The organism is Limnohabitans sp. TEGF005, from assembly GCF_055394835.1.
Genome location: NZ_AP029226.1, coordinates 177,501 through 199,416, shown reverse-complemented (window position 1 = coordinate 199,416; position 21,916 = coordinate 177,501). Strand labels below are relative to the sequence as shown.

Sequence of the window (21,916 nt, the reverse complement as noted above, 5' to 3'; positions counted from 1 at the left end):
TCGAGTGAATTCATTGAACCTGTTCATGCCTTGCGCCGCTGGCGTCGAGGGCTTTTTGGCCGACGAGGTGCACGCCATCACGGGCCTGACCGGCAACGACCTGATGACCGGACGCGGCGGCGTGATGGCCCGCGCCTCTTGGCGCGACGCGATGCGCATCAACCTGCACAGCCGCTTGACCCAGCGCGTGCTGGTGCAGCTGTCCGTCACCGACTACCGCAACGAAAACGACCTGTACCAAGCCGCCAGCGAAGTGGCCTGGGAAATTTGGTTCACGCCCAAGCAGACGTTCAAGATCGACATCACGGCGCAGCACAGCCCGCTGACCAGCCTGAACTTTGCCGCCCTCAAAATCAAAGACGCGGTGGCCGACCGCTTTCGCGCCAAGCGCGGCGAGCGCCCGAACGTGGACACCACCTGGCCCGATGTGCGCATTTATGCCCACGTCACACCCGAAACCCTCACGCTCTACATCGACACCTCGGGCGAACCGCTGTTCAAGCGCGGCTGGCGCACCGACAAGGGCGACGCGCCCCTGAAGGAAACCTTGGCGGCCGCCATGATCGCGGCCAGCGGCTGGGATGCGACAGTGCCTTTGTACGACCCCTGCTGCGGCAGCGGCACCATCCCGATTGAGGCGGCGCAAATCGCCTGTGGCATCGCCCCTGGCTTGCAACGCCGCTTTGGCTTTGAAAAGCTGTTGCCTTTCCAAAACCATGTCTGGCAAGGCTTGATCGAAGAAGCCCGCGACCACGAGCACGAACCCACCGCGCCCATTTTTGGCAGCGATGTGGCTTTCCGAATGGTCGACTTTGCCGAGCGCAACGCCGAACGCGCAGGCGTGTCGGGCGTGATCGAGTTCCGAGGCGGCGATGCCCTGCAACGCATGCCGCCCAGCGAGACCCCCGGCGTCATGCTGCTCAACCCGCCCTATGGCGAGCGCATTGCCGCTGCCGGTGTCGCCGGTCGTGGGCGTGACAGCTTCCAGCCCGGTGCCTTGGCCGATGCGCGTTCAAGTACCCGCGCAGCCGACCAAAGCCACCACCGCGAAACCGCGCAAACCAATGATGGCGACGACAGCGTCGACTTCTTTGCCCAACTGGCCAGCCACTGGAAGAAAAACTACAGCGGCTGGAGCGCTTGGATGCTCACACCCGACCTGAAGCTGCCCAGCAAAATGCGCCTGAAAGAATCGCGCCGCGTGCCCATGTGGAACGGCCCCATCGAATGCCGCTTGTTCCGCTTTGACATGATCAAAGGCAGCTTGAAGCGCACGCCAAGCGACAGCAGCAACAACCCAACAGTCACCTCAGGCCCCGACACATCGGGAACGTCTGCACCATGAGTTGGGAGCGGGGCGTTGAGGTGAACCTTGAGGTGGGCGCAATTCTGAGTGAAGGTCCGGGCGCAGATGGGGTTCAAACCCCGGCACGCCGCGTGCTGGACACCAACATCCTGCTCGACCTGTGGGTGTTTGACGAACCCAAGGCCGAAGCGCTGCGCGTGAGCGTCGAGACAGGCCGCACACACTGGCTGGCCACCGCCGCCATGCGCGAGGAACTGGCCCGCGTGCTGGCCTACCCGCAAATCGTGAAACGCCTCACACACCGCGAAATACCCGCTGACACTGTGCTCGGCCATTTTGACCGCTGGGCGCAGCTGCACCCCGATGCGCCCAAAGCCGAGTACGTCTGCAAAGACCCCGACGACCAAAAGTTCATCGACCTGGCCGTGACCCACACCGCCGCCTTGCACAGCAAAGACGCACAAGTGCTCTGCATGAAAAACCGCCTGGCGCGCTGCGGTGTGGCGTTGAATCCCGTCACGCCCTGACCCCATGGCAGGCCAACGCGCCTCCTACAATCGTGCCATTGAAAAGGAACACCCCATGAACACGACCGCTGGCTTGGAAGCCGAAGACTTTGACACCTTGGACAACATCCTCGACGACCTGCGCGAGCGTTTTGAAGAAACACCGCAGTGGGAATTTTGTGAGGGCTTCATGGCCGCCTTGGTCTGTAGCCGACGCGCCATTCCCGAAGACGAATGGCTGCCGATGCTGCTGGGCATTGACCCGGATGAGGCCGAAGGCGGCAGTTTTGCAGACGACGCCCAGCGCCAGCAGTTCATGGCTTTGTGGCAGCGCCGTTTTGACGAGATCAAGCTGGCGCTCGACACCCCGGTCGAAGCGCTGGACGATGACAAGGCCTATGCCCCGGAAGTAATGGACGTGCGCGGCGCGATCGCTTCGCTGCCCCCCGAAGAGCGCGAAGAAATCGAAGACAGCGAGATCCCCTCGTTTGCCCAGGTGTGGGCGCTGGGCTTCATGTTCGCGGTCGAAAACTGGGCCGACGAATGGGCCACCCCCAAAGACAAAGACGCAGCCAAGTGGCACGACTTGTCGCTCGAAGCCATCGTGGCACTGACCGAAGACGACACCGATGTGCCCACCTTGTCGGCCCTGTCAGAAGACGGCCCGCCCAGCGTGAGCGAAGAGCGCCTGAACGCCTACGGCGAAGCGCTGTGGGCGGTGTACGACCTGCGCGAAATCTGGCGCAACATCGGCCCGCGTGTGGCGCAGGTCATCAAAGCCGCCACGCCCGGCCGCAACGATGCGTGCTCGTGCGGCAGCGGCAAAAAATACAAGAAGTGCTGCGGGGCTTGAGTCAGTAGCAACGCTAGATCCCGGATCAAGTCCGGGATGACAGATGCTTAGTCGAGGTGACAGAAGCTTAGTCGAGGTGACAGATGCTTAGTCGGGGTGACAAATGACAGATGTCATACCCGCGAAGGCGGGTATCCATGACCGACGAAGGCATGGACCCCCGATCAAGTCCAAGATGACGAATGAGCTCAAACCATCCACTGCGCCAGCGCTTCGCTGGTCGCTTCGGACAGCTCTTCGGGGATGAAATGGCCCGAAGGCATGACCTGGCCACTGACACGTCCAGCACATTGCGCTTGCCACAGCTCGACCGGCTTGAACATGCGGTTGACTACGCCCCGATCACCCCACAAGACCAAGGTGTCGCAAGCGATTTTGTCGCCGTGCTCGCGGCCCTCGCGGTCATGCTGCAAGTCGATGCCTGCGCTGGCACGGTAGTCTTCGGCGGCGCTGTGGATGGCGGCTGACCAGCCTTGGTCATTGCGTGTCGGGTTGCAAAAAGCGCGCTCGTATTCACCCAAGGCTTCAGGCTCGATATAGCCCAGCCCTTGACTGCCCCAGCCGCCCAGCTTGGCGTGCAAATAAGCCTTGGGGTTGCCGCCAATCATGACCTCGGGCAAGGGCGCGGGCTGCGTCAGATGAAACCAGTGGTAGTAGGCTTGCGCAAAAGCAAAGTAGGGGTCGGCCACCGGGCCTGCGACTTCAGGGGCTTTTCCCCAATGGCCGCTGTACATGTCCAGCGTGGGGGCAATGTCGATGATGCAGAGCTTCTTCACCCTGGCGGCATGGTCCAGCGCCAAACGGTGCGCCACGCGTCCGCCCCGGTCGTGGCCGCACAAAAAGAATTCACCGACACCCAAAGCGTCGAGCAGGCCCACCACCTCTTGCGCCATGGCACGTTTGCTGTAGTGCAGGTGCAGCGCATCCCCCACGGCATGCGACGAATCGCCATAACCGCGCAGGTCAGGCATCACCAGTCGATAGCGACCGCGCAAATGCTGCGCAACGCGATGCCACATGACATGGGTTTGCGGAAAGCCATGCAGCAAAACCAGCACGGGCAAGTGCGCTTGCCCCGCCCAGTCGGCCGTGCGCCGAAAGCAGACGGGCAAACCCGCCACCGTGAGCGTTTGCCGCTCGAAGCCGTCAAACCAGGTCATCAGTCGACCTTGGCACCCGAGGCCTTAACCACTTCGGCCCATTTCTTGTGCTCGGCGTCAATCAGCGCCGCAAACTGCGCGGGCGTGTTGCCGCTGGGGATCGCGCCCAGGGTGGTCAGGCGCTCTTTCATGGCGGGACTGGCCAATGACTTGGCGACTTCTTGCTGGATGCGGCTGACCACATCAGCCGGGGTGCCAGCGGGTGCCAGCAAACCAAACCAGCTGCTGGCTTCGAAGCCTTTGAGCCCTGCCGCCTCTTCGACCGTGGGCAAGTCGGGCATGGCCGCTGAACGTTGGCCACTGGTCACGGCCAGCGCTTTGATTTTGCCCGCCTTGATGAGTGCCATGGCCGAGGGCAAGTTGTCGAACATGACGTCCATGCTGCCGCCCGCCAAATCGAGCAAGGCCGGGCCGGAGCCCCGGTAAGGGATATGCGCCATGAAGGTGCCTGTTTGCGACTTGAACAGCTCACCCGCCAAATGGATGGAGGTGCCGTTGCCGCTGGAGGCCATGTTCAGTTTGCCGGGGTTGGCAAGGGCGTACTTGATGAAATCGTTGACGCTGTTGATCTTGTTGGCCGCTGCCTTATCGGCGTTGACCACCATGACATTGGGCACGCCAGCGACCAAGGTGATGGGCGCGAAGTCTTTGATGGGGTCATACGGCAGCTTGCTGTACAGGGCGCGGTTGATGCCGTGCGTGCCCACGGTGCCCATGAGCAGGGTGTAGCCGTCGCCAGCCGATTTGGCCACTTGATCAGCGCCCAGATTGCCACCGGCACCGCCTTTGTTCTCGATCACAAAGGACTGGCCAAAGGCTTTGCTCAGGTCGGGCGCGATGGCGCGGGCCAAGATGTCTGTGGTGCCGCCGGGTGCGAAGGGCACAACGATCTTGACGGGCTTGTTGGGCCAGGCGGTTTGCGCCCAAGCCATCGAAGTGGTTGACAACAACACCGCAGCGGCCATGCCCAAGACTGGGCGGCGGGTGAGAGAACTTGAAAGCTTGCGTGAAAAATGAACCATGTTTGTCTCCTGGCAATGTGTGCAAAACATGATGCCACTCACCCACGGATACGCTGTCGCACAGGCGAAGAAAAGAGCCTGTTTTAAGGGTTTGTCCCGGTCAAAAGGGCCTGCAAGGCGGGCTTTTGCACTTTGCCCAAGGCGCTTTTGGGCAAGGTGTCCATGAAGACCACTCGCCGTGGCAACTTGAAGCGGGCGATGCGGCTTTGCAGGTGCAACAGCACCGCTTCGGGCGTGAGCCCTTGCCCCAAAGCATCGGCGCTGCGCACCAACACAGCCACCGGCACCTCGCCCCAACGGACATCGGCCAGACCAACCACGGCGCATTCGGCGACGCCCGGCAGGGTCACGAGCTGATTTTCAATTTCTGCCGGGTAAATGTTTTCGCCGCCCGAAATCACCATGTCTTTGCTGCGGCCCACGATGGTAATGCAGCCGTCTGGCGCACGCTGACCGAGGTCGCCGGAGTGGAACCAGCCGTCTTGCAGACCCACGCCACTTTGCCCGTTCGGATGCCAGTACCCGCGCATGAGATTGGGCGCGCGGACGCAGACTTCACCCGTCTCACCGGAGCCGACTTCTTGCCCCCGTGTGTCGATCAGTTTGACCTGCGCCTCGGGCTGCGGCCAACCCGAAGCACCCACGCGGGCCACAGCGTCTGGCAGTCGCAGCACGATGGACACAGGGCCCGTCTCGGTGGTGCCATAGACCTGCCCCACCGGCACACCGCGTGCGTGCAGTGTTTCGAGGTAGGCCACAGGCACAGTGGACGAACCGGTCATGATGCCGCGCAAACAGGCCAGCGATGTGCTGGCCCAGCGCGGGTGGTCAAACAGCGCACGCATGGTGGCGGGCACCAACAGCGACAACGTGGGTTGGCTGATGGCCATTTCATCCAACCAGGCCGAGGGGTCAAAGCGCGCGTGCAGCACCACCTCCACGCCCGACAGCAGCGCGGGCAAGGTCTGGATGCACAGCCCCCCCACATGGAACATGGGCAGCGTGGACAGCAACTTGTCGCCGGGCACATTGGGGTTCGCCCCCGCACGGCGAAAGTCATGCGCCCATGCACTGGCACGGGCATTGGCCATCAGGGCGGCTTGCGTGTGCACCGCCCCTTTGGGTTCGCCCGTGGTACCCGAGGTGTAGACCAAGAGCAAGGGCATGTCGCTGTGCATTTCGGACCGTGGCAGTGCGCGTGGCGATGCGGTGGCGATCAGCGTGTCATGTTGGGTGTGCTGTAGCCCAGGGGCATGCAGGGCCTGGGCCGTGTCGGCATGGTGGGTGTCGTGCACCAACAGGCGCGGCTGGGCGTCCTGCATGACTTGCTGCAACTCGGGCACCGCCAGGCGAAAGTTCAGCGGCAAAAAAATCGCCCCCAGTCGGGCACAGGCCACCAACGTGACCAGTTGCAACTCGTGGTTAAAGCCCAACCAGGCCACCCGCTCACCGCTTTGCACGCCCCAGGTGGACTGCAAGTGCGCGGTGACGCGTTCGACACGCCGCCAGAACTTGGCGAAGTCATAGGCCAAAGTGCCGTCAGGCTTGCGCGCGTCACCCCGAAAAGTCATGGCCGCCTGTGCGCCGTGCGTTTGCGCCAGTTGCGCAAATCGGGCCGCGATGGGGCTGGTCTCGTGGTCCGACATCATTCGTCTTTTTCGCCAGCTTCGTACAAGGCTTCGCGGCCGATGCGGTCCAAGCACAGCTCGGCCGTCCAGGGCAGCATGAGCGAACCGCAGCGTGCATCGCGGTACAAGCGCTCCAGCGGCAGGCTTTTGAGCATGGACTGACCGCCGCAAGTGCGGATCGCCAAACGGGCGATGTCTTGGGCGTTTTCCATGATGGTGTACTGCGCAGCGTAGGCCCTCAGTCGGGCGGATTTGCTGGGGTCGACCTTGGCATCTTCGATCGCGCGCAAAAAGAGATTGCGGGTTTGTTCGAGCTTGATGAACATCTCGGCCAAAGCAATCTGCTTGGTGGCAAACTGGCGGCGCTTGACAGGTCCGGTGCCCGCAATTTCGCCACGCAGGTAAGCCACCGTGAAGTCGTAAGCCGCTTGCGCGATGCCCATGTAAGTGGGCGAAAGCGTCATGAACATGTGCGGCCAGCGGCTGGCGGCCTGGAAGTACAAGCCCTGCGGCATGAGCGCCGCGTCGTCGGGCACGAACACGTCTTTGAACAGCAGGTTGCGCGACACCGTGGCACGCATGCCCAGCGGATCCCAGTCGCCCTCCACCGTAAGGCCCGGCGCGGTGCGGGGCACGGCCAGATAGAGTGTGTCGCGACGCGAGAGGTCGGCGCCCTCTTTTTTCTCGGTGCACAGCACACCAAAAAAGTCAGCCGCATCAGACAGGGATGCGAAGATTTTTTTGCCATTGATCTTCCAGCCGCCCTCGACCTTGACGGCGATGGTGCCAAATGGCTGAGCACCCGCCGCTGCGGCACCGCCTTCTGAAAAGGGCTGGGCATAAATCGCACCGTCTTTCACTACGCGGGCAAAGTGCGTGGCCTGGTGCATGCGGTGAATGGCGCGTTGCTCGGGTGTCATCTCCAGGTCTTCAGACAACAAGCCGCTCCAAAGCATGGTGCAGACATGCATGTTGAAGGTGAGCGCGGTGGCGCCGCAGTAACGCCCAATTTCGGCCGACACCATGGCATAAGTGGCGTAGTCGGCACCGTGGCCACCATGCGCTTCGGGCACGCACAGCGCCAGCAAACCTGCATCGCGCATGTCATCGTAGTTGGCAAAGGGGAACTGAGCATCGCGGTCGAGCTGCGCGGCACGCGGGGCAAATTTGTCGCGGCCCAGCTGACGGGCCAAGGCCATCAGCTTTTGCTGTTTCGCGGTCAGGGGATAGTCGTCGCCACAGATCGGCATGGCGGTTGACGGGGTTTTGTCTTGCTCTGCACTCATGGTTTCACGTCCTTCAGAAATTGTTCCAGTTCGGCGTTAAACGCCTCGGGCTGCTCGCAGTGCAACAAGTGCCCTGCGCCAGCCAGGCAGGCGTACCGCGCACCGGGGATCTTTTGCGCCATGCGTTCCATCACGGCGGGTGGGGCCGTGCGGTCGTGCGCTGCGGCCAGGCACAGCACGGGCACGGTGAGGGTGGGCAACGCAGCGCGTTGCTCAAACTGCACCAGCGCATGCAAAGCGGCGCGGTAGGTGGCAGGCGGCACGGCAGACATGCTTTGGTGCGCCGACTTCAGTTTGGCGGGAATCAAGTGGGCGGCATCGCCACCGGGTGCGGCCATGGTGGGGATCAGCATGTCTGCAATGTCGCCCATGGTTTTTCCGGCCTCCAAAGGGGCCAGGCGTTGCGCCAAAAACTGTTTTTGAAAATCACCGTCGCTGTGGCCAAACGCCGGGCTGCTGGCCGCCAGCATCAAGCCACTGATCCGCTCGGGTGCTTGCGTCCAAGCTTGCAGGGCCACCATGGCCCCCATGCTGTGGCCCACCAACACAGCTTGGTCGATGTGCGCTGCGTCCAGCATTTGCCACAGGGCTTGCGCCAAGTGCGCAAAGTCATATGGGCTGACCATGGCGCTGTCGCCATAACCGGGCATGTCCCAGGCCAAGCTGCGCCAACCCATTGCAGCCACATGCGATTGCTGCGCTGCCCAGCCGTGTCGGCCACCGCCCACGCCATGCAAGAACACCACGGCGGGCTGGGTGGGCAAGCCCCGATCGGTGAATGCAGGCGCGTTCATGCCAGTGCCGCGCTCACGACTTGGCCCGCATCGACCACCACCGTGTCGTCAAGCCGGATGGTGCAGCCGCGCATGGGCAAATCAAAGTGACCCAGCGTGTGGCGTCCCGCGACTTCGTTGGCCCCGGTCGAATACAAAAAGTTGCCCGCAAAAGCACGCAGCTCAGTGCCATTGCAGTCGCGCTTGTCATAAAAAGCCATGGCATCCCAACGCGCAGCGGGGTTCAGGCCAAAGCCCACATGCGAGACCGCATAGGCGGCGCGGTGGCCCTCTGCGTCCTCCCAAGCTTTCCAATAGCCGCGCATCATGTCCACATCCACCCCTTCGCCCTCGATCTGAATCACGCTGTCGTTTTCGATCGTCAGGCGGATCGTGTCGCGCAAATAGCTTTTGAAGGTCAGGTTCACATCGCCGGGGGCCATGACCAAGGTGCCATTGACACTGCCCGCCGCCGGGAAGGCTAGCGCCAGGCCCGCAGGCCAGTGCGAGACCATGCCCGGCTTGGGGCAAAAGCCCCACACGCCGCCGACCACGGCTTTGTTCAAACTGACGCGCAAATCGGTTCCGGCTTTGGAGGTGACGTGCATTTGCTGTGCGCTGCGCAGCTTCTTCATGGCCGAACGCACAACGCCTTCCAGCGCCGGGTCGGGCACGGTGCGCTCCAATATTTCAGGGTGCTCGTTGGACACCATCAGCAAGCGAGGCATGTGCCCATCAACGCCTTTCATGATGGTCGGTAACTCGGGCGCATGCAACAGGCCCTCCACTGTGCAATCAACCACCATATCGGCACGGGCCAGCGCGGCCACCACCGGGCTGAGCTGCGCAATGGCGTCGCTGGCCCCGGTGGAGCGGACGGGCGCAGGCGCGGTCAGCGCGGGCGTGGTGAGCGTGACTTCAAACACTTTGGCGCCCATGCCCTCCAAGGCCAGACGGGCAAGGTCGACGTTCACGCGCCGCGACTGCGTTTCGGCCAAAATGGCCACCACTTCGCCGGGCTGCACTTTGCACAAGGTGAAGGTGCGGACAAACGCCGCCAACCATTTGTGTTCGATCTTTTCCACCAACATGCAGGCCTCCTGAACAGACGGGTGGGGTGCACGACGCACCCGACCTCTTGCCAAACAGTTTATATGAATATTCATGTAAACTCATCCATAATGACCCTATGCGCCCCAATCCACCGCCGTCCATTCAGCCGCTGAGCCCTGACTTTGAAACGCCTCATTTCAGGCAAGCCCTGTCGCGCTTTGCCACTGGCGTGACCGTCATCACCACCTTTGCGCCAGGCGCACAAAAAGGCGACTCGGCCAGCAGCAGCTTTGTGGGCATCACGGCCAGCTCGTTCAATTCGGTGTCGCTCACGCCGCCGCTCGTGCTGTGGAGCCTGGGCCACCGGGCCAGCAGCCTGCCGCTGTTTCATGCGGGCACGCACTATGTGGTGAATGTGCTGGCCGCAGACCAGCTCGACTTGTGCAATCGCTTTGCCTATGGCAAAGGCGACCGGTTTGCCGACACCGCTTACACCTTGGGGCAAGCCGGACTGCCCATTTTGAAAGGCGCTCTGGCCTGGTTTGAATGCCACAACCGCAGCCGCCACGAAGAAGGCGACCATGTGATTTTTGTGGGCGAGGTAGAACGCTGCGGCTTCAGCGATAGCTCGGCCCCACTCGTTTACCAGGGCGGTCAGTTCAGCACCACCACACCTCTGCCCCACCCGCTGACATGACCCACTCGGCAGGCTTTGTAGACGACTACCTGGCCTATTTGTTGGCACGCGCCAGCCATTTGATTTCGAGCGAATTCCATGCCGTGGTCGAGGCCAGTGGCCTGAGCCTGATGGAATGGCGCGTGATGGCCAGCCTGTCGGGCAAAGACAGTTTGAGCATCAACGAACTCGCCAGCATCGTGCTGGCCAAACAACCCACCGTGACCAAGCTGGTGGGCCGCATGCAAGACGCCGGGTGGGTCAAGCGCTGCGACGCCGCACACGACAAACGCCAAAGCCTAGTCAGCCTCACTCCCGCAGGTCGGCGCAAAGTTCAGCCCTTGCTGAAGCAAGCCAAAGCGCACGAAGCGCAGGTGGTGTCAGCTTTGGGGTCGGACCCGGCGCATCAACTCAAGCTCATGTTGGAGAGCTTGATTGAGGCGCATACCGGTGCTGGCGAAAATCTGGTTTGAATCGCGAAAGGAAACACACATGAACAACGCATTCAAAAGCATCAAACAAGGCTTGACTGAAGCCATTGCACATGCCAAGACCAAAGACACAGAAACCACTGGCGCGAAGCCGTACCAGCCTTATGCCGTCAATGTATCGACCAGCGAAAGCGACTGAACATGACTCAAGAACAGTTTGCAGCTCACTTTGGTTTTTCAGTCACCACGCTGCGTGATTGGCAGCGTGGCGACCGCGCTCCCTGCGGCGCATCACTGATATTTTTCAACGTGATTGATCGCAATCCAACAGCGATGTTGCAAGCATTTCAATAAAACAACCTGCACAATTCTTCGGCAAGGCAACGGTTCAACTCTAAGCACCTCCCCGCGACCAAGCTGGTTAGCCTCATCACCACCAAGTACTGAACCAAGCTCGTTAAGGTGTAGGTCAATCGCTCTATCATGGTATTGGTAATGGCCTCGCCTTGCTGTTTGATACGTCAATGCCAGAAATGGATCTATCATCACAAAACTGAAAACATGGAACCTAACCAATGCGAAAAAATTTCCAATCGGTGAAATGTACTGTTTTACTTACAGCATCTGACTATATATCGATGCTAGAAGCTATCGACCTAGTACTGGCAGAAAATCATAAAAAACAATCTGATATTTTTATAAAGATTGGCACAGAATTACACGATATCGTTCACATCGAGAGCAGCAGATTTGATTTGTATAGATTTATTGTCAAGAAGAATTTAAAAAGAGTAAATTCAAAAATTGAAGATGGAAAAAATTCTCATGACGCAATTGAATCGATTATTCGAGAGGATCATAAAATTATTCCTCACAAATACACATACGAATCAAATTACTATTCAATAAAAATATTAATGTCTATATATGATGCCGTGCTTGAAAAACTGAGCGAAGAAGAATGGAAAGAGCTTGCCGCCGACGAATGGGCACCCCCAGAAAACTTTGCTCACGGAACTGATACCGAGCAAGAAATTTGGAATTCCCATCATGGCAAACCTGTTTGATTCTTCGCCTTTTGCGGCAATAAGCCGCCGGAGAATTTAAGGCTTTCGATTGACGTCTGTCAACTTGTTTTGAGCCACACGAACACACGCGATAGCTTTGGTCTCGCGTTCGTTTTTTACTACCCTATTGCCATTAGCCGTCGCCACTGCGAGGCGCCGGGTGAGTCAAGCGTAATTGGGCATTGGAATCACAAACCGTCAATTACCTACATTTAGCGTGAGCGGAGCAGCCCACCGATCAGCGACGCTTTCACTAACAATTCAGGCGCGAACCCACTCAATCCGGCACCACCGCCGTGACCTCGATCTCGACCAGCGCCCGGTCTTCGACCAGATCGGCCACCTGCACCAACGTCATGGCCGGGTAGTTTTTGCCAATGACTTCCTGATAGACCTTGCCCAGCTCGCGGCCGCGTGCGAGGTATTCTTTTTTGTCTTTGACGTACCAAGTCATGCGGGCCATGTGCTGGGGGCCAGCGCCAGCACAGGCCAGCGTGTCGACGATGTTTTGCAAGGCCTGCCGGCATTGCGCCACAAAGTCGTCGGTCTCGAATTGGGCTTGGCCGTTCCAACCGATCATGCCGGCCACAAACACCATGCGGCCACGCGCTTCGATGCCGTTGGCGTAGCCTTTGGCGGGAGCCCATCCTTCGGGTTGCAAAACATTGAACATGTGTTTTCCTTGGGTTCAGTGGGGGCTGTGCGAAAGGCCGGCCCCGCAAAATCAGTGGCTTGAGATTTGTCGCAACTTGAAGCGTTGCAGCTTGCCGGTTTCGGTGCGGGGCAGGGCCTCCATGAAGACCACTTTGCGCGGGTACTTGAAGGGGGCAATGCTTTGCTTGACGTGTTCCTGCAAGGCTTTTTCCATGGCGGCATCGCCTATGTGGCCGGGTTTGAGCACCACACAAGCGTGCACGATCTGGCCTCGGTCTTCGTCGGGCATGCCGACCACGCCGCATTCGGCCACGGCAGGGTGTTGCAGCAAAGCGCCTTCCACCTCGGGGCCGGCGATGTTGTAGCCCGCCGAGATGATCATGTCGTCGTTGCGGGCTTGGTAGCTGAAGTAGCCATCGGCATCCATGACGAAGGTGTCGCCGGGCAGGTTCCAGCCGTCTTTCACATAGTCTTGTTGGCGCGGGTCGGCCAGGTATTTGCAGCCTGTAGGGCCGCGCACGGCCAGGCGGCCCACGGTGCCCGGTGGCACGGGCTGCATGTCGTCGCCCACGATTTGCGCCTCATAACCGGGCACCACCTGGCCAATGCTGCCAGCACGCACCTGTTGGCCTGCGCTGGAGATGTAGATGTGGATCACCTCGGTGCCGCCAATGCCATCGGTCATCTCAAGGCCCGTGGCCTGCTTCCACAACTGGCGGGTGGCGTCGGGCAAGGCTTCACCCGCCGAGACAGGGTGCTTCAAGCTGCGCAGGTCGTGCTGCGCGGCCAAAGGGGCCATCTGGCGGTACATGGTGGGCGCGGTGTAGCACTGCGTGGCGCGGTACTTGGCAATGGTTTGCAGCAAGCTGTCTGGTGTGTGTTTTTCCAGCAGCACGGTGCTGGCACCCAATCGCAGCGGGAACGCCAACAGCCCTCCCAGCCCGAAGGTGAAGGCAATCGGCGGCGTGCCGCAGACCACATCGTTCTCGTTCATCTGCAAGATGTGGCGCGGGAACAGGTCGCACATGGCCAGCACATCGCGGTGGAAGTGCATGGTGCCCTTGGGCTTGCCCGTGGTTCCACTGGTGAACGCGATCAGGCACACATCGTCGCGGCTGGTGGGGTGGGCGGTGTACGCACCACTTTGCCGCGCCATGCGCTGCTCCAGGCCATCAGGGGCATCGCTGCGAAACTGCACCATCCGCTGCAAGCTGGCTGAGTGGCTGGCGTGGCCGGGCGTCATGCAGTGCTGCAGTTCGTCGGCCAGCAGGCTGTCGCACAGGGCGGCGCTGACCTGCGCTTTGTCGATGATCTGCGCCAACTCGCCCGCCCGCAGCAGCGGCATGGTGGGCACCGCCACCAGGCCCGCCTTGAGCGCGCCCAGCAAGCAAGCCGCCATCATGGGGCTGTTGCCGCCGCGCAGCAAAATGCGGTTGCCGGGCACCAGGCCCATGTCTTGGGTCAGCACCTGGGCGATGCGATGGCTCTTGTCTTGCAACTGCGCATAGGTCCAACTGAAGTCGCCACCGCCCTTGTTGAAGTCGCTCACCCCATGCAGCGCGATGCGATCGCCCCGGCCAGCTTGCACATGGCGATCCACCAGCTCCACCGCGCAGTTGATCTGGTCGGGGTAATCCAACTCGGGCCGGTCGGCGATGAACACAGGCCACTGGTCTTTGGGCGGCAGTCGGTCACGCGCAAAGGTGTCGGTGTGGCTGCTGGGCAGCAGTTCGTTCCAGTCCTTCATGTCCTTGTCTCCATTTTTTATTTCTGTTGTGAAGCCCTCGCTGCACCACGCTGTCGAGGGGCCCCGGGGGCGGGGGCCGATTTCTGCGTACCTCCGCAGCATGAGGCCCCCGCCCCCGGGGCGCCTCGACAGCTCACCAAGCCCCTTGGCCGCTCAACTGCTCAACAAGCTTGCAACTCAGCCCTTCAACAAGTCCTTGCCGATGATCAGTTGCTGAACTTCTGTCGCACCTTCGTAAATGCGCAGCGCCCGGATTTCGCGGTACAGCGACTCCACCATCACGCCTTTTTTGACCCCCATGCCGCCGTGCATCTGCACGGCCATGTCGATGATTTGCTGCGCGTTTTCGGTGGCGCACAGCTTGGCCATGGCCGCCTCGCGCGTGATGCGAGCACCTTGGTCACGCATCCAAGCAGCGCGGTAGGTCAAGAGCGTGGCCGCATCCAACATGGTGGCCATCTGGGCGATCTTGGTCTGGGTGATCTGAAAATCTCCCAAGCTCTGGCCAAACATCTGGCGTGAACGCGCCCAAGCGATGGACTCGTGCAGCGCACGCCGCGCAAAGCCCAAAGCGGCTGCAGCCACCGAGGTGCGAAACACATCGAGCGTGGCCATGGCCACTTTGAAACCTTGCCCCGCTTCGCCAATGCGTTGGTTCGCAGCCACTGGGCAGTTGTCAAAATTGAGCGTGGCCAAGGGGTGTGGGGCCACCACATCGATGCGCTCTTCGATCGTCAAACCCGGCGTATCCGCATCGACGATGAAGGCGCTGATACCGCGTGCGCCGGGCGCTTCACCCGTGCGGGCAAACACCACATAAAAGTCGGCAATGCCCCCGTTGCTGATCCAGGTCTTGCGACCGTTGAGCACATAGCCATCTGCCGTGGCCGTGGCGCTGCACTGCATGGCGGCCACATCGGAGCCCGCATCGGGCTCGCTCAGGGCAAAGGCCGACAGGGCTTGGCCGGATGCCACGCGCGGCAAATAACGCTGCTTTTGATCGGCTGTGCCCATCAGGCTGATGGCGCCTGTGCCCAAGCCTTGCATGGCAAAGGCAAAGTCCGACAGGCCGTTGTGAAAGGCAAGCGTTTCGCGCAGCAGGCACAGCTGACGGGTGTCGATCACATCGGACGCGGCACCATAGGCCACACCGGACACCGCATGTTTGAGCCAGCCGCCTGCGCCCAACAAGCGCACCAGCCGAATGCATTCGGCGTCCACCGCATCGCGACTTTCGTCGTGGTGCGCGTGGGCCAGGTGCGCGTTGCACCAAGCGTCCAGCCGCACTTTGAAGTCGCGGTGACTGTCGTCAAAAAAGGGCCAGTCAAGTTCAGCCGGGTGACTGGTTGCACGGTCGGTCATGGTTCAGTCCCCTTCAAACACGGGCGTTTGCTTGGCCACAAAGGCGTGATAGGCCCTGTGGAAATCGTTGGTGGCCATGCAGATGGCCTGGGCTTGGGCTTCGGCCTCAATGGCTTCGTCCACCCCCATGTTCCATTCTTGTTGCAACATTTTCTTGGTGATGCCATTGGCAAAGGTGGGGCCTGACACCAGCTGTGCGGCCATGGTCTGCGCTTGGCCCAACACATCGTCCGTGCTGCACACACGGTTGTAAAAACCCCAGCGCTCAGCCTCCAATGCGCCCAAGCCGCGACCGGTGAACAGCAGCTCACTGGCGCGTCCTTGCCCAATGATGCGCGGCAAGAGCGCGCAAGCGCCCATGTCGCAGCCCGCCAAGCCCACCTTGTTGAACAAGAAATAGGTTTTGCTGCGCTCAGTGCCGTAACGCAGATCCGAGGCCATGGCCAATATGGCGCCCGCGCCGGCGCACACGCCATCGATGGCGGCAATGATGGGCTGCGGACAAGCGCGCATGGCTTTGACCAAATCGCCCGTCATGCGGGTAAAGGCCAGCAGGCCCGGCATGTCCAGCTTGGTCAGCGGGCCAATGATTTCGTGCACATCGCCCCCCGAGCAAAAGTTGCCGCCCGCTCCGGTGATCACCACGGCGTGGATGTCGGGTGCGTAGGGCAATGCACGGAAGAAATCGCGCAACTCGGCATACGAATCAAACGACAAAGGGTTCTTGCGCTCCGGGCGGTTCAGGCTGATGGTGGCCACACCCTCTTTGACTGAGAGCAAAAAATGTTCAGGCAGATAGCCCGCCATGGGTTGGTTGTGGCGCGGCAGTTGATGCGGCTGGCCTGGCAGGTGACGTGGGCTCATGTGCTCTCCTGGGTGAGGACGGTGTGGTGGCTTTTGGCCTGCGGCTTGATGGGGCCTGTCTTGAGTGTCCCCAGCAGTTGGTGCAGTTGTTCTTGTTCAGACGCTGACAGCGGCGACATCAGTTCGACGACCCAGTTTTCGTGGGCGATCGCCATCGCGGCGAAAACGTCGCGGCCAGCGGGTGTCAGGTGCACGGCGTAGGCTCGCCGATCACCCGGCTGGGCTTGGCGTTGCACCAGTTGTTCTTTTTCGAGTTGGTCCACGATGCTGGTCACATTGCCGCCGGTGACCATCATGCGACGCGACAACTCGCTCATCGACAAGCCTTGTGGCTCGCGCTCGAGCTGCGCCATCAGGTCAAAGCGCGGCAAGGTGATGCCAAACTGCTCACGCAAGCGTTGCCGGATGGTGTCTTCCATGCGTGTGGTGGCCGACAAGAGGCGCAGCCACAGGCGCAGCGAGGCATGGTGGTCGGCGTGGGCTCGCACTTCCATGTCGGTGTGGGGGTGGGCACTCATCCCGCCATCTCCCCGCCATCGATGGCAATGGCTTGGCCGTTGATGGCATCACTGCCTTGTGCACACAACCACAGCACGCTTTGCGCCACTTCGTCTGCCTGCACCAGCCGCTGCTGTGGGTTGCTGGCCGCCAAGGTCTGCCGTGCTTGCGACTCGCTTTTGCCGGTTTTGTGGACGATGTTTTGCACCGCTTCGCGCACGATGTCGGTCTCGGTGTAGCCAGGGCAAATCGCGTTCACCGTCACGCCTTTGCGGGCCAGCTCCAAGGCCAAGGCTTTGGTCAAGCCGACCACGCCATGCTTGGCCGCCACATAGGCGCTCACATAGGCATAGCCTTTGAGTCCCGCTGTGCTGGCGATGTTGACGATGCGACCCGGCGTTCCTGTCTGCGCCGCTTCGAGCATGCCTGGCAAAACGGCCTGGATGCAGTGGTAGCTGCCGGTCAGGTTGACGTTCAGCATGTGTTGCCACAGCGCGGCATCGGTTTTGCCAAAGGGCTGGCTCAGCGCTTGCCCTGCGTTGTTGACCAAGACATTGACCGGGCCAAAACGGACCTGCGCCTGCTGCACTGCGACTTGCACGGACTTCTCGTCCGTGACATCCATGGGCGCGATCAGTATGGCCAGCTCAGGCACTTGCGCACGCAAAGTCTCGGCTTGCGATTGCAATTTGTCTTGTGATCGGCCACACAGGGTCAATCGGCAACCCGCACGCGCCAGTGCCATGGCGATGGCAGCGCCGATGCCAGCGCCTGCACCCGTGATCAGGGCATGGCGGTTTTGCATCTCAGTCTCCTTTGCTGGCTGTTTGTTGTGCACGTTCGCGGGCAAAGCCTGCTTCGAGTTGCGCCTTGCCCGAGACATAAGCACGCGGCCAAGCGATGTCTTTGAATCCGATGCGTGCCGCTTCGGTCAGTGTCCATGCCGGATTGGCCAGGTGCGGCCGGGCCACCGCACACAGGTCGGCGCGGCCTGCCGCCAAGATGCTGTTGACGTGGTCCGCCTCTGATATCGCGCCCACGGCGATGGTGGCGATGCCCGCTTCTTGGCGAATGCGATCTGCAAACGGGGTCTGGTACATGCGCCCGTAGGTCGGCTTTTGCTGTGCACTGACTTGCCCTGACGAGCAATCGATCATGTCGGCCCCAGCGGCTTTGAAGGCGCGCGCCACCTCGACCGCATCCGCGGGTGTGATGCCACCTTCGACCCAGTCGTGCGCTGAGATGCGCACCGACATGGGCAAATGCGCTGGCCATGCGGCACGCACGGCCTCAAATACCTCAAGTGGATAGCGCAGTCGCTTGTCCAGTGAGCCGCCATATTCATCCGCGCGGTGGTTGGTGAGCGGGCTGATGAAACTGGACAGCAAATAGCCGTGCGCACAGTGCAGCTCCAGCCAATCAAAGCCCGCCTGCGCAGCGCGCTGCGTGCTGGCCACAAAGTCCGCTTTGACCCGGTCCATGTCGGCTCGGTCCATGGCTCGGGGCAGTGCACTCTGCGGCAAATACGCGATCGCTGATGCGGCCATCAGCGGCCAGTTGCCTTCTGGGTCATCAGCGGGCACAGGCTGGTCCATGCCTGCACCTTGCCAGGGTCTGCAGCTTGAGCCTTTGGGGCCGGCGTGGCCCAGTTGCAAGCCGATTTTGGCGTCGGTTTTTTCGTGCACCCAGTCGGTGATGCGTTTGAAAGCGGCGGTTTGCGCCTCATTCCAGAGGCCGGGGCAGCCATGTGTGATGCGCCCATCCGCGCTGGGCGTGGTCATCTCCACCATCACAAGCCCGGCCCCTCCCATGGCCCGTGCGCCCAAGTGCACCAAATGGTCGTCACCCACCCGCCCCTCCTGCGCCATGTATTGCGCCATGGGCGACACCACAACACGGTTCTTCAGTGTGACTGAGCGCTGTGTATAGGGCGTGAACATCGGGGGTCGCACACCCGGCGTCTGTGTGCGCGCTGCAAACCAGGCTTCATAGCCTTCGAGCCAGGCCTTGTCGCGCAATCGCAAATTCTCGTGACTGATGCGCTGGCTCCGGGTCAGCATGGAATACATGAACTGCTCGGGCTCAAGTTGATCGCAATAGCGCTCACCACACACCTCAAACCATTCCATTGCATTCCAGGCTGCATTTTGGAGTCGGATCACATCGATCTCTCTGACGGCTTGGTATTGCTTGAGCACTTGGGGAACGCAGTCTGCCGTATCGCCAATCGCTTTGAACTGCCGCACCAATTCGATGGCATCTTCGAGCGCGAGTTTAGTGCCCGATCCAATCGCAAAGTGCGCCGTGTGTACCGCATCGCCCATCAACACCACATGACTGTTGCCATTGAAGTGCGACCAGTTGGCACACTTCACGCGTTGAAAATTCAGCCATGCTGAGCCCCGCAGGTGACGCGCATTGGTCATCAGCTTTTCGCCTTGCAGATTTTTAGCGAAAAGCTTTTCACAAAAGTCGATCGACGCGTCTTGATCGGCCTTGTCCAAACCATGCGCCAACCAAACATGCTCAGGACACTCCACGATGAAGGTCGAAGTCTGGTTGTCGAATTTGTAGACATGCGCCTGAAACCACCCATGTTCGGTCTTCTCGAACAAAAAGGTGAAGGCGTCGTACTGGCGATTGGTTCCAAGCCAGATAAAGCGGTTGGGCCTTGTCACGATGTCAGGCTGAAAGACTGCGGGCAATCGGCTACGAACACGCGAATTAATGCCGTCGCTGGCAATGACCAAATCGGCATCCGGAAAATCCAAGTCAGACTGCACATCCTGCTCGAACAGCAACTTGACACCCAGCTGTTCACATCGCGCCTGCAGGATATTGAGCAGCTTCTTGCGCCCTATGCCCACAAAACCGTGACCGCCGGATCTGATCACCTTGTCCTTGAAATGGAGCTCGATGTCGTCCCAATGGTTAAAGGCCTGCTGCACCTCATTGGCAGTCTCTACGTCCCACTCCCGCATGTTCACCAGCGTTTGGTCTGAAAACACCACACCCCATCCAAAGGTGTCGTAGGGCTTGTTGCGCTCAACCACCGTGATGTCGTGGTGGGGCCCCAGTTTCTTCATCAACAAGGCAAAGTACAAACCCGAGGGCCCACCCCCAATAGAAACAATTTTCATGTCCACACTCCCTGCTGTGAGAGCACAGCCTACTGGTTGACGTCAATATATTTGAAGCCTCAAGTATTTAAGCAAAATAAGATCACCGCAAGCCGGTGATAACCCTTGCTCGGTAGAAACAGAATGGTGGAGGGTGCAGATGGGTGCAGATGAAAATGCTTTGCACAAAGCAAAACGCCCCACCGAACGGTGAGGCGTTTTGGGCTGTTAGAAGCCTGACGATGACCTACTTTCACACGGGAATCCGCACTATCATCGGCGCTAAGTCGTTTCACGGTCCTGTTCGAGATGGGAAGGAGTGGTACCAACTTGCTATGGTCATCAGGCATAACTTGGTGTCATCTTGATCAAATCAAGACAACGAATTCATAGAGTTTCGAATCAGATTTCGGCTTTTCAGCCAGCCTTTCGGCCTTTTTTTGAATGCGTCAACTTGGCATAACTTCCTTGACCAATGCACATCTTGCGACGTGTGATCAAAGTTATAGGGTCAAGCCTCACGAGCAATTAGTATCAGTTAGCTTAACGCATTACTGCGCTTCCACACCTGACCTATCAACGTCCTGGTCTTGAACGACTCTTTAGGGGGCTCAAGGCCCCGGCAGATCTCATCTTGAAACGAGTTTCCCGCTTAGATGCTTTCAGCGGTTATCTCTTCCACACTTAGCTACTCGGCAATGCCACTGGCGTGACAACCGATACACCAGAGGTGTGTCCACTCCGGTCCTCTCGTACTAGGAGCAGGCTTCCTCAAATCTGCAGCGCCCACGGAAGATAGGGACCAAACTGTCTCACGACGTTTTAAACCCAGCTCACGTACCTCTTTAAATGGCGAACAGCCATACCCTTGGGACCGGCTACAGCCCCAGGATGAGATGAGCCGACATCGAGGTGCCAAACACCGCCGTCGATATGAACTCTTGGGCGGTATCAGCCTGTTATCCCCAGAGTACCTTTTATCCGTTGAGCGATGGCCCTTCCATACAGAACCACCGGATCACTATGTCCTACTTTCGTATCTGCTCGACTTGTCAGTCTCGCAGTTAAGCACGCTTATGCCATTGCACTATTATCACGATGTCCGACCGTAACTAGCGTACCTTCGAACTCCTCCGTTACGCTTTGGGAGGAGACCGCCCCAGTCAAACTGCCTACCATGCACTGTCCCCGATCCAGATAATGGACCTAGGTTAGAACCTCAAACACACCAGGGTGGTATTTCAACGTTGGCTCCATGCGATCTAGCGACCGCACTTCAAAGCCTCCCACCTATCCTACACAGATCTGTTCAAAGTCCAATACAAAGCTACAGTAAAGGTTCATGGGGTCTTTCCGTCTTTCCGCGGGGAGATTGCATCATCACAAACATTTCAACTTCGCTGAGTCTCAGGAGGAGACAGTGTGGCCATCGTTACGCCATTCGTGCAGGTCGGAACTTACCCGACAAGGAATTTCGCTACCTTAGGACCGTTATAGTTACGGCCGCCGTTTACTGGGACTTCAATCAAGAGCTTGCACCCCATCATTTAATCTTCCAGCACCGGGCAGGCGTCACACCCTATACGTCCACTTTCGTGTTTGCAGAGTGCTGTGTTTTTATTAAACAGTCGCAGCCACCGATTTTTTGCAACCCCGTTCGGCTCCCTTTGTTCAAGTTCACCTAATAGGGGCATACCTTCTCCCGAAGTTACGGTATCAATTTGCCGAGTTCCTTCTCCTGAGTTCTCTCAAGCGCCTTAGAATACTCATCTCGCGCACCAGTGTCGGTTTGCGGTACGGTCAATTACAAGCTGAAGCTTAGTGGCTTTTCCTGGAAGCAGGGTATCACTCAGTTCGTCTGCAAGCAGACTCCTTATCACCCCTCATCTTAGCCCGGCGGATTTGCCTACC

Annotated in this window: 21 protein-coding genes and 2 rRNA genes (1 of these 23 running past the window's edge); 8 read left to right on the top strand and 15 right to left on the bottom strand. The window is 59.8% G+C overall.

The annotated features are described in order from the left end of the window. Positions 1-4 precede the first annotated feature (4 nt). The 3 genes from ACZ5RG_RS00890 (at position 5) to ACZ5RG_RS00880 (ending at position 2,665) form a co-directional block, all read left to right on the top strand. Positions 5-1,345 carry a THUMP domain-containing class I SAM-dependent RNA methyltransferase gene (locus ACZ5RG_RS00890; protein ID WP_298600025.1) on the top strand — a complete coding sequence of 447 codons (1,341 nt, stop codon included), beginning with the start codon at positions 5-7 and terminating at the stop codon, positions 1,343-1,345. A 92-nt stretch (positions 1,346-1,437) separates the two neighbouring features. Beyond that, positions 1,438-1,833: a PIN domain-containing protein gene (locus ACZ5RG_RS00885; RefSeq protein WP_464448167.1), complete on the top strand. Its 396-nt coding sequence runs from the start codon at positions 1,438-1,440 to the stop codon at positions 1,831-1,833. 55 nt (positions 1,834-1,888) lie between these two features. After that, a complete protein-coding gene (locus ACZ5RG_RS00880) occupies positions 1,889-2,665 on the top strand; it encodes a UPF0149 family protein (RefSeq protein WP_298600028.1) in 777 nt (258 codons plus the stop codon). 188 nt (positions 2,666-2,853) lie between these two features. Here ACZ5RG_RS00880 and ACZ5RG_RS00875 read toward each other — a convergent pair whose 3' ends face one another. From ACZ5RG_RS00875 to ACZ5RG_RS00850, 6 genes are all read right to left on the bottom strand, one after another. Further along, positions 2,854-3,825 carry an alpha/beta hydrolase gene (locus ACZ5RG_RS00875; RefSeq protein WP_464447562.1) on the bottom strand — a complete coding sequence of 324 codons (972 nt, stop codon included), beginning with the start codon at positions 3,823-3,825 and terminating at the stop codon, positions 2,854-2,856. Further along, entirely contained in the window at positions 3,825-4,790 is a 966-nt protein-coding gene (locus ACZ5RG_RS00870) for a Bug family tripartite tricarboxylate transporter substrate binding protein (RefSeq protein ID WP_298600055.1), read from the bottom strand. Before ACZ5RG_RS00870 ends, ACZ5RG_RS00875 begins: the two co-directional genes overlap by 1 nt. Before the next feature lie 140 nt (positions 4,791-4,930). Next, a complete protein-coding gene (locus tag ACZ5RG_RS00865) occupies positions 4,931-6,493 on the bottom strand; it encodes a class I adenylate-forming enzyme family protein (RefSeq protein ID WP_464447561.1) in 1,563 nt (520 codons plus the stop codon). After that, the gene (locus ACZ5RG_RS00860) at positions 6,493-7,761 is read right to left on the bottom strand and encodes an acyl-CoA dehydrogenase family protein (RefSeq protein ID WP_464447560.1); all 1,269 of its coding nucleotides are present in this window, start codon (positions 7,759-7,761) and stop codon (positions 6,493-6,495) included. Before ACZ5RG_RS00860 ends, ACZ5RG_RS00865 begins: the two co-directional genes overlap by 1 nt. Then, positions 7,758-8,555, bottom strand: a complete 798-nt coding sequence (locus tag ACZ5RG_RS00855; RefSeq protein ID WP_464447559.1) for an alpha/beta fold hydrolase — start codon at positions 8,553-8,555, stop codon at positions 7,758-7,760. The genes ACZ5RG_RS00860 and ACZ5RG_RS00855 overlap by 4 nt, the downstream gene beginning before the upstream one ends. Beyond that, on the bottom strand, positions 8,552-9,625 hold the full coding sequence (locus ACZ5RG_RS00850) for a 2,5-dihydroxypyridine 5,6-dioxygenase NicX family protein (protein ID WP_298600040.1): 1,074 nt from the start codon (positions 9,623-9,625) through the stop codon (positions 8,552-8,554). Before ACZ5RG_RS00850 ends, ACZ5RG_RS00855 begins: the two co-directional genes overlap by 4 nt. Before the next feature lie 98 nt (positions 9,626-9,723). Here ACZ5RG_RS00850 and ACZ5RG_RS00845 point away from each other — a divergent pair, with 98 nt between their 5' ends. The 5 genes from ACZ5RG_RS00845 to ACZ5RG_RS00825 all read left to right on the top strand — a co-directional run bounded on the left by ACZ5RG_RS00845 (position 9,724) and on the right by ACZ5RG_RS00825 (position 11,761). Further along, the gene (locus ACZ5RG_RS00845) at positions 9,724-10,284 is read left to right on the top strand and encodes a flavin reductase family protein (protein ID WP_464447558.1); all 561 of its coding nucleotides are present in this window, start codon (positions 9,724-9,726) and stop codon (positions 10,282-10,284) included. Continuing rightward, positions 10,281-10,736 (top strand): MarR family winged helix-turn-helix transcriptional regulator, encoded by a 456-nt coding sequence (locus ACZ5RG_RS00840; RefSeq protein WP_464447557.1) that lies wholly within the window; start codon positions 10,281-10,283, stop codon positions 10,734-10,736. Before ACZ5RG_RS00845 ends, ACZ5RG_RS00840 begins: the two co-directional genes overlap by 4 nt. Before the next feature lie 19 nt (positions 10,737-10,755). After that, on the top strand, positions 10,756-10,893 hold the full coding sequence (locus tag ACZ5RG_RS00835) for a hypothetical protein (protein WP_464447556.1): 138 nt from the start codon (positions 10,756-10,758) through the stop codon (positions 10,891-10,893). 2 nt (positions 10,894-10,895) lie between these two features. Then, the gene (locus tag ACZ5RG_RS00830) at positions 10,896-11,048 is read left to right on the top strand and encodes a helix-turn-helix domain-containing protein (RefSeq protein WP_464447555.1); all 153 of its coding nucleotides are present in this window, start codon (positions 10,896-10,898) and stop codon (positions 11,046-11,048) included. 221 nt (positions 11,049-11,269) lie between these two features. Continuing rightward, positions 11,270-11,761 (top strand): hypothetical protein, encoded by a 492-nt coding sequence (locus ACZ5RG_RS00825; RefSeq protein ID WP_464447554.1) that lies wholly within the window; start codon positions 11,270-11,272, stop codon positions 11,759-11,761. Between the two features lie 277 nt (positions 11,762-12,038). Here ACZ5RG_RS00825 and ACZ5RG_RS00820 read toward each other — a convergent pair whose 3' ends face one another. The 9 genes from ACZ5RG_RS00820 to ACZ5RG_RS00780 form a co-directional block, all read right to left on the bottom strand. Next, entirely contained in the window at positions 12,039-12,434 is a 396-nt protein-coding gene (locus tag ACZ5RG_RS00820) for a RidA family protein (protein ID WP_108406922.1), read from the bottom strand. 51 nt (positions 12,435-12,485) lie between these two features. Next, entirely contained in the window at positions 12,486-14,144 is a 1,659-nt protein-coding gene (locus ACZ5RG_RS00815) for an AMP-binding protein (RefSeq protein WP_464448166.1), read from the bottom strand. A gap of 195 nt (positions 14,145-14,339) precedes the next feature. After that, positions 14,340-15,524, bottom strand: a complete 1,185-nt coding sequence (locus ACZ5RG_RS00810; RefSeq protein WP_464447553.1) for an acyl-CoA dehydrogenase family protein — start codon at positions 15,522-15,524, stop codon at positions 14,340-14,342. Positions 15,525-15,527: 3 nt separating this feature from the next. Continuing rightward, positions 15,528-16,388 (bottom strand): enoyl-CoA hydratase family protein, encoded by an 861-nt coding sequence (locus tag ACZ5RG_RS00805; protein WP_464447552.1) that lies wholly within the window; start codon positions 16,386-16,388, stop codon positions 15,528-15,530. Next, entirely contained in the window at positions 16,385-16,906 is a 522-nt protein-coding gene (locus tag ACZ5RG_RS00800) for a MarR family winged helix-turn-helix transcriptional regulator (protein WP_464447551.1), read from the bottom strand. Before ACZ5RG_RS00800 ends, ACZ5RG_RS00805 begins: the two co-directional genes overlap by 4 nt. After that, positions 16,903-17,691, bottom strand: coding sequence for an SDR family NAD(P)-dependent oxidoreductase (locus tag ACZ5RG_RS00795; RefSeq protein WP_464447550.1), 789 nt, complete (start codon positions 17,689-17,691; stop codon positions 16,903-16,905). Before ACZ5RG_RS00795 ends, ACZ5RG_RS00800 begins: the two co-directional genes overlap by 4 nt. Before the next feature lies 1 nt (position 17,692). Continuing rightward, entirely contained in the window at positions 17,693-20,026 is a 2,334-nt protein-coding gene (locus tag ACZ5RG_RS00790) for a bifunctional salicylyl-CoA 5-hydroxylase/oxidoreductase (RefSeq protein WP_464447549.1), read from the bottom strand. A gap of 213 nt (positions 20,027-20,239) precedes the next feature. Beyond that, positions 20,240-20,352 (bottom strand): 5S ribosomal RNA (rrf, locus tag ACZ5RG_RS00785). Positions 20,353-20,512: 160 nt separating this feature from the next. Beyond that, positions 20,513-21,916: ribosomal RNA gene (locus tag ACZ5RG_RS00780) — 23S ribosomal RNA — on the bottom strand; it runs 1,476 nt beyond the window's last position.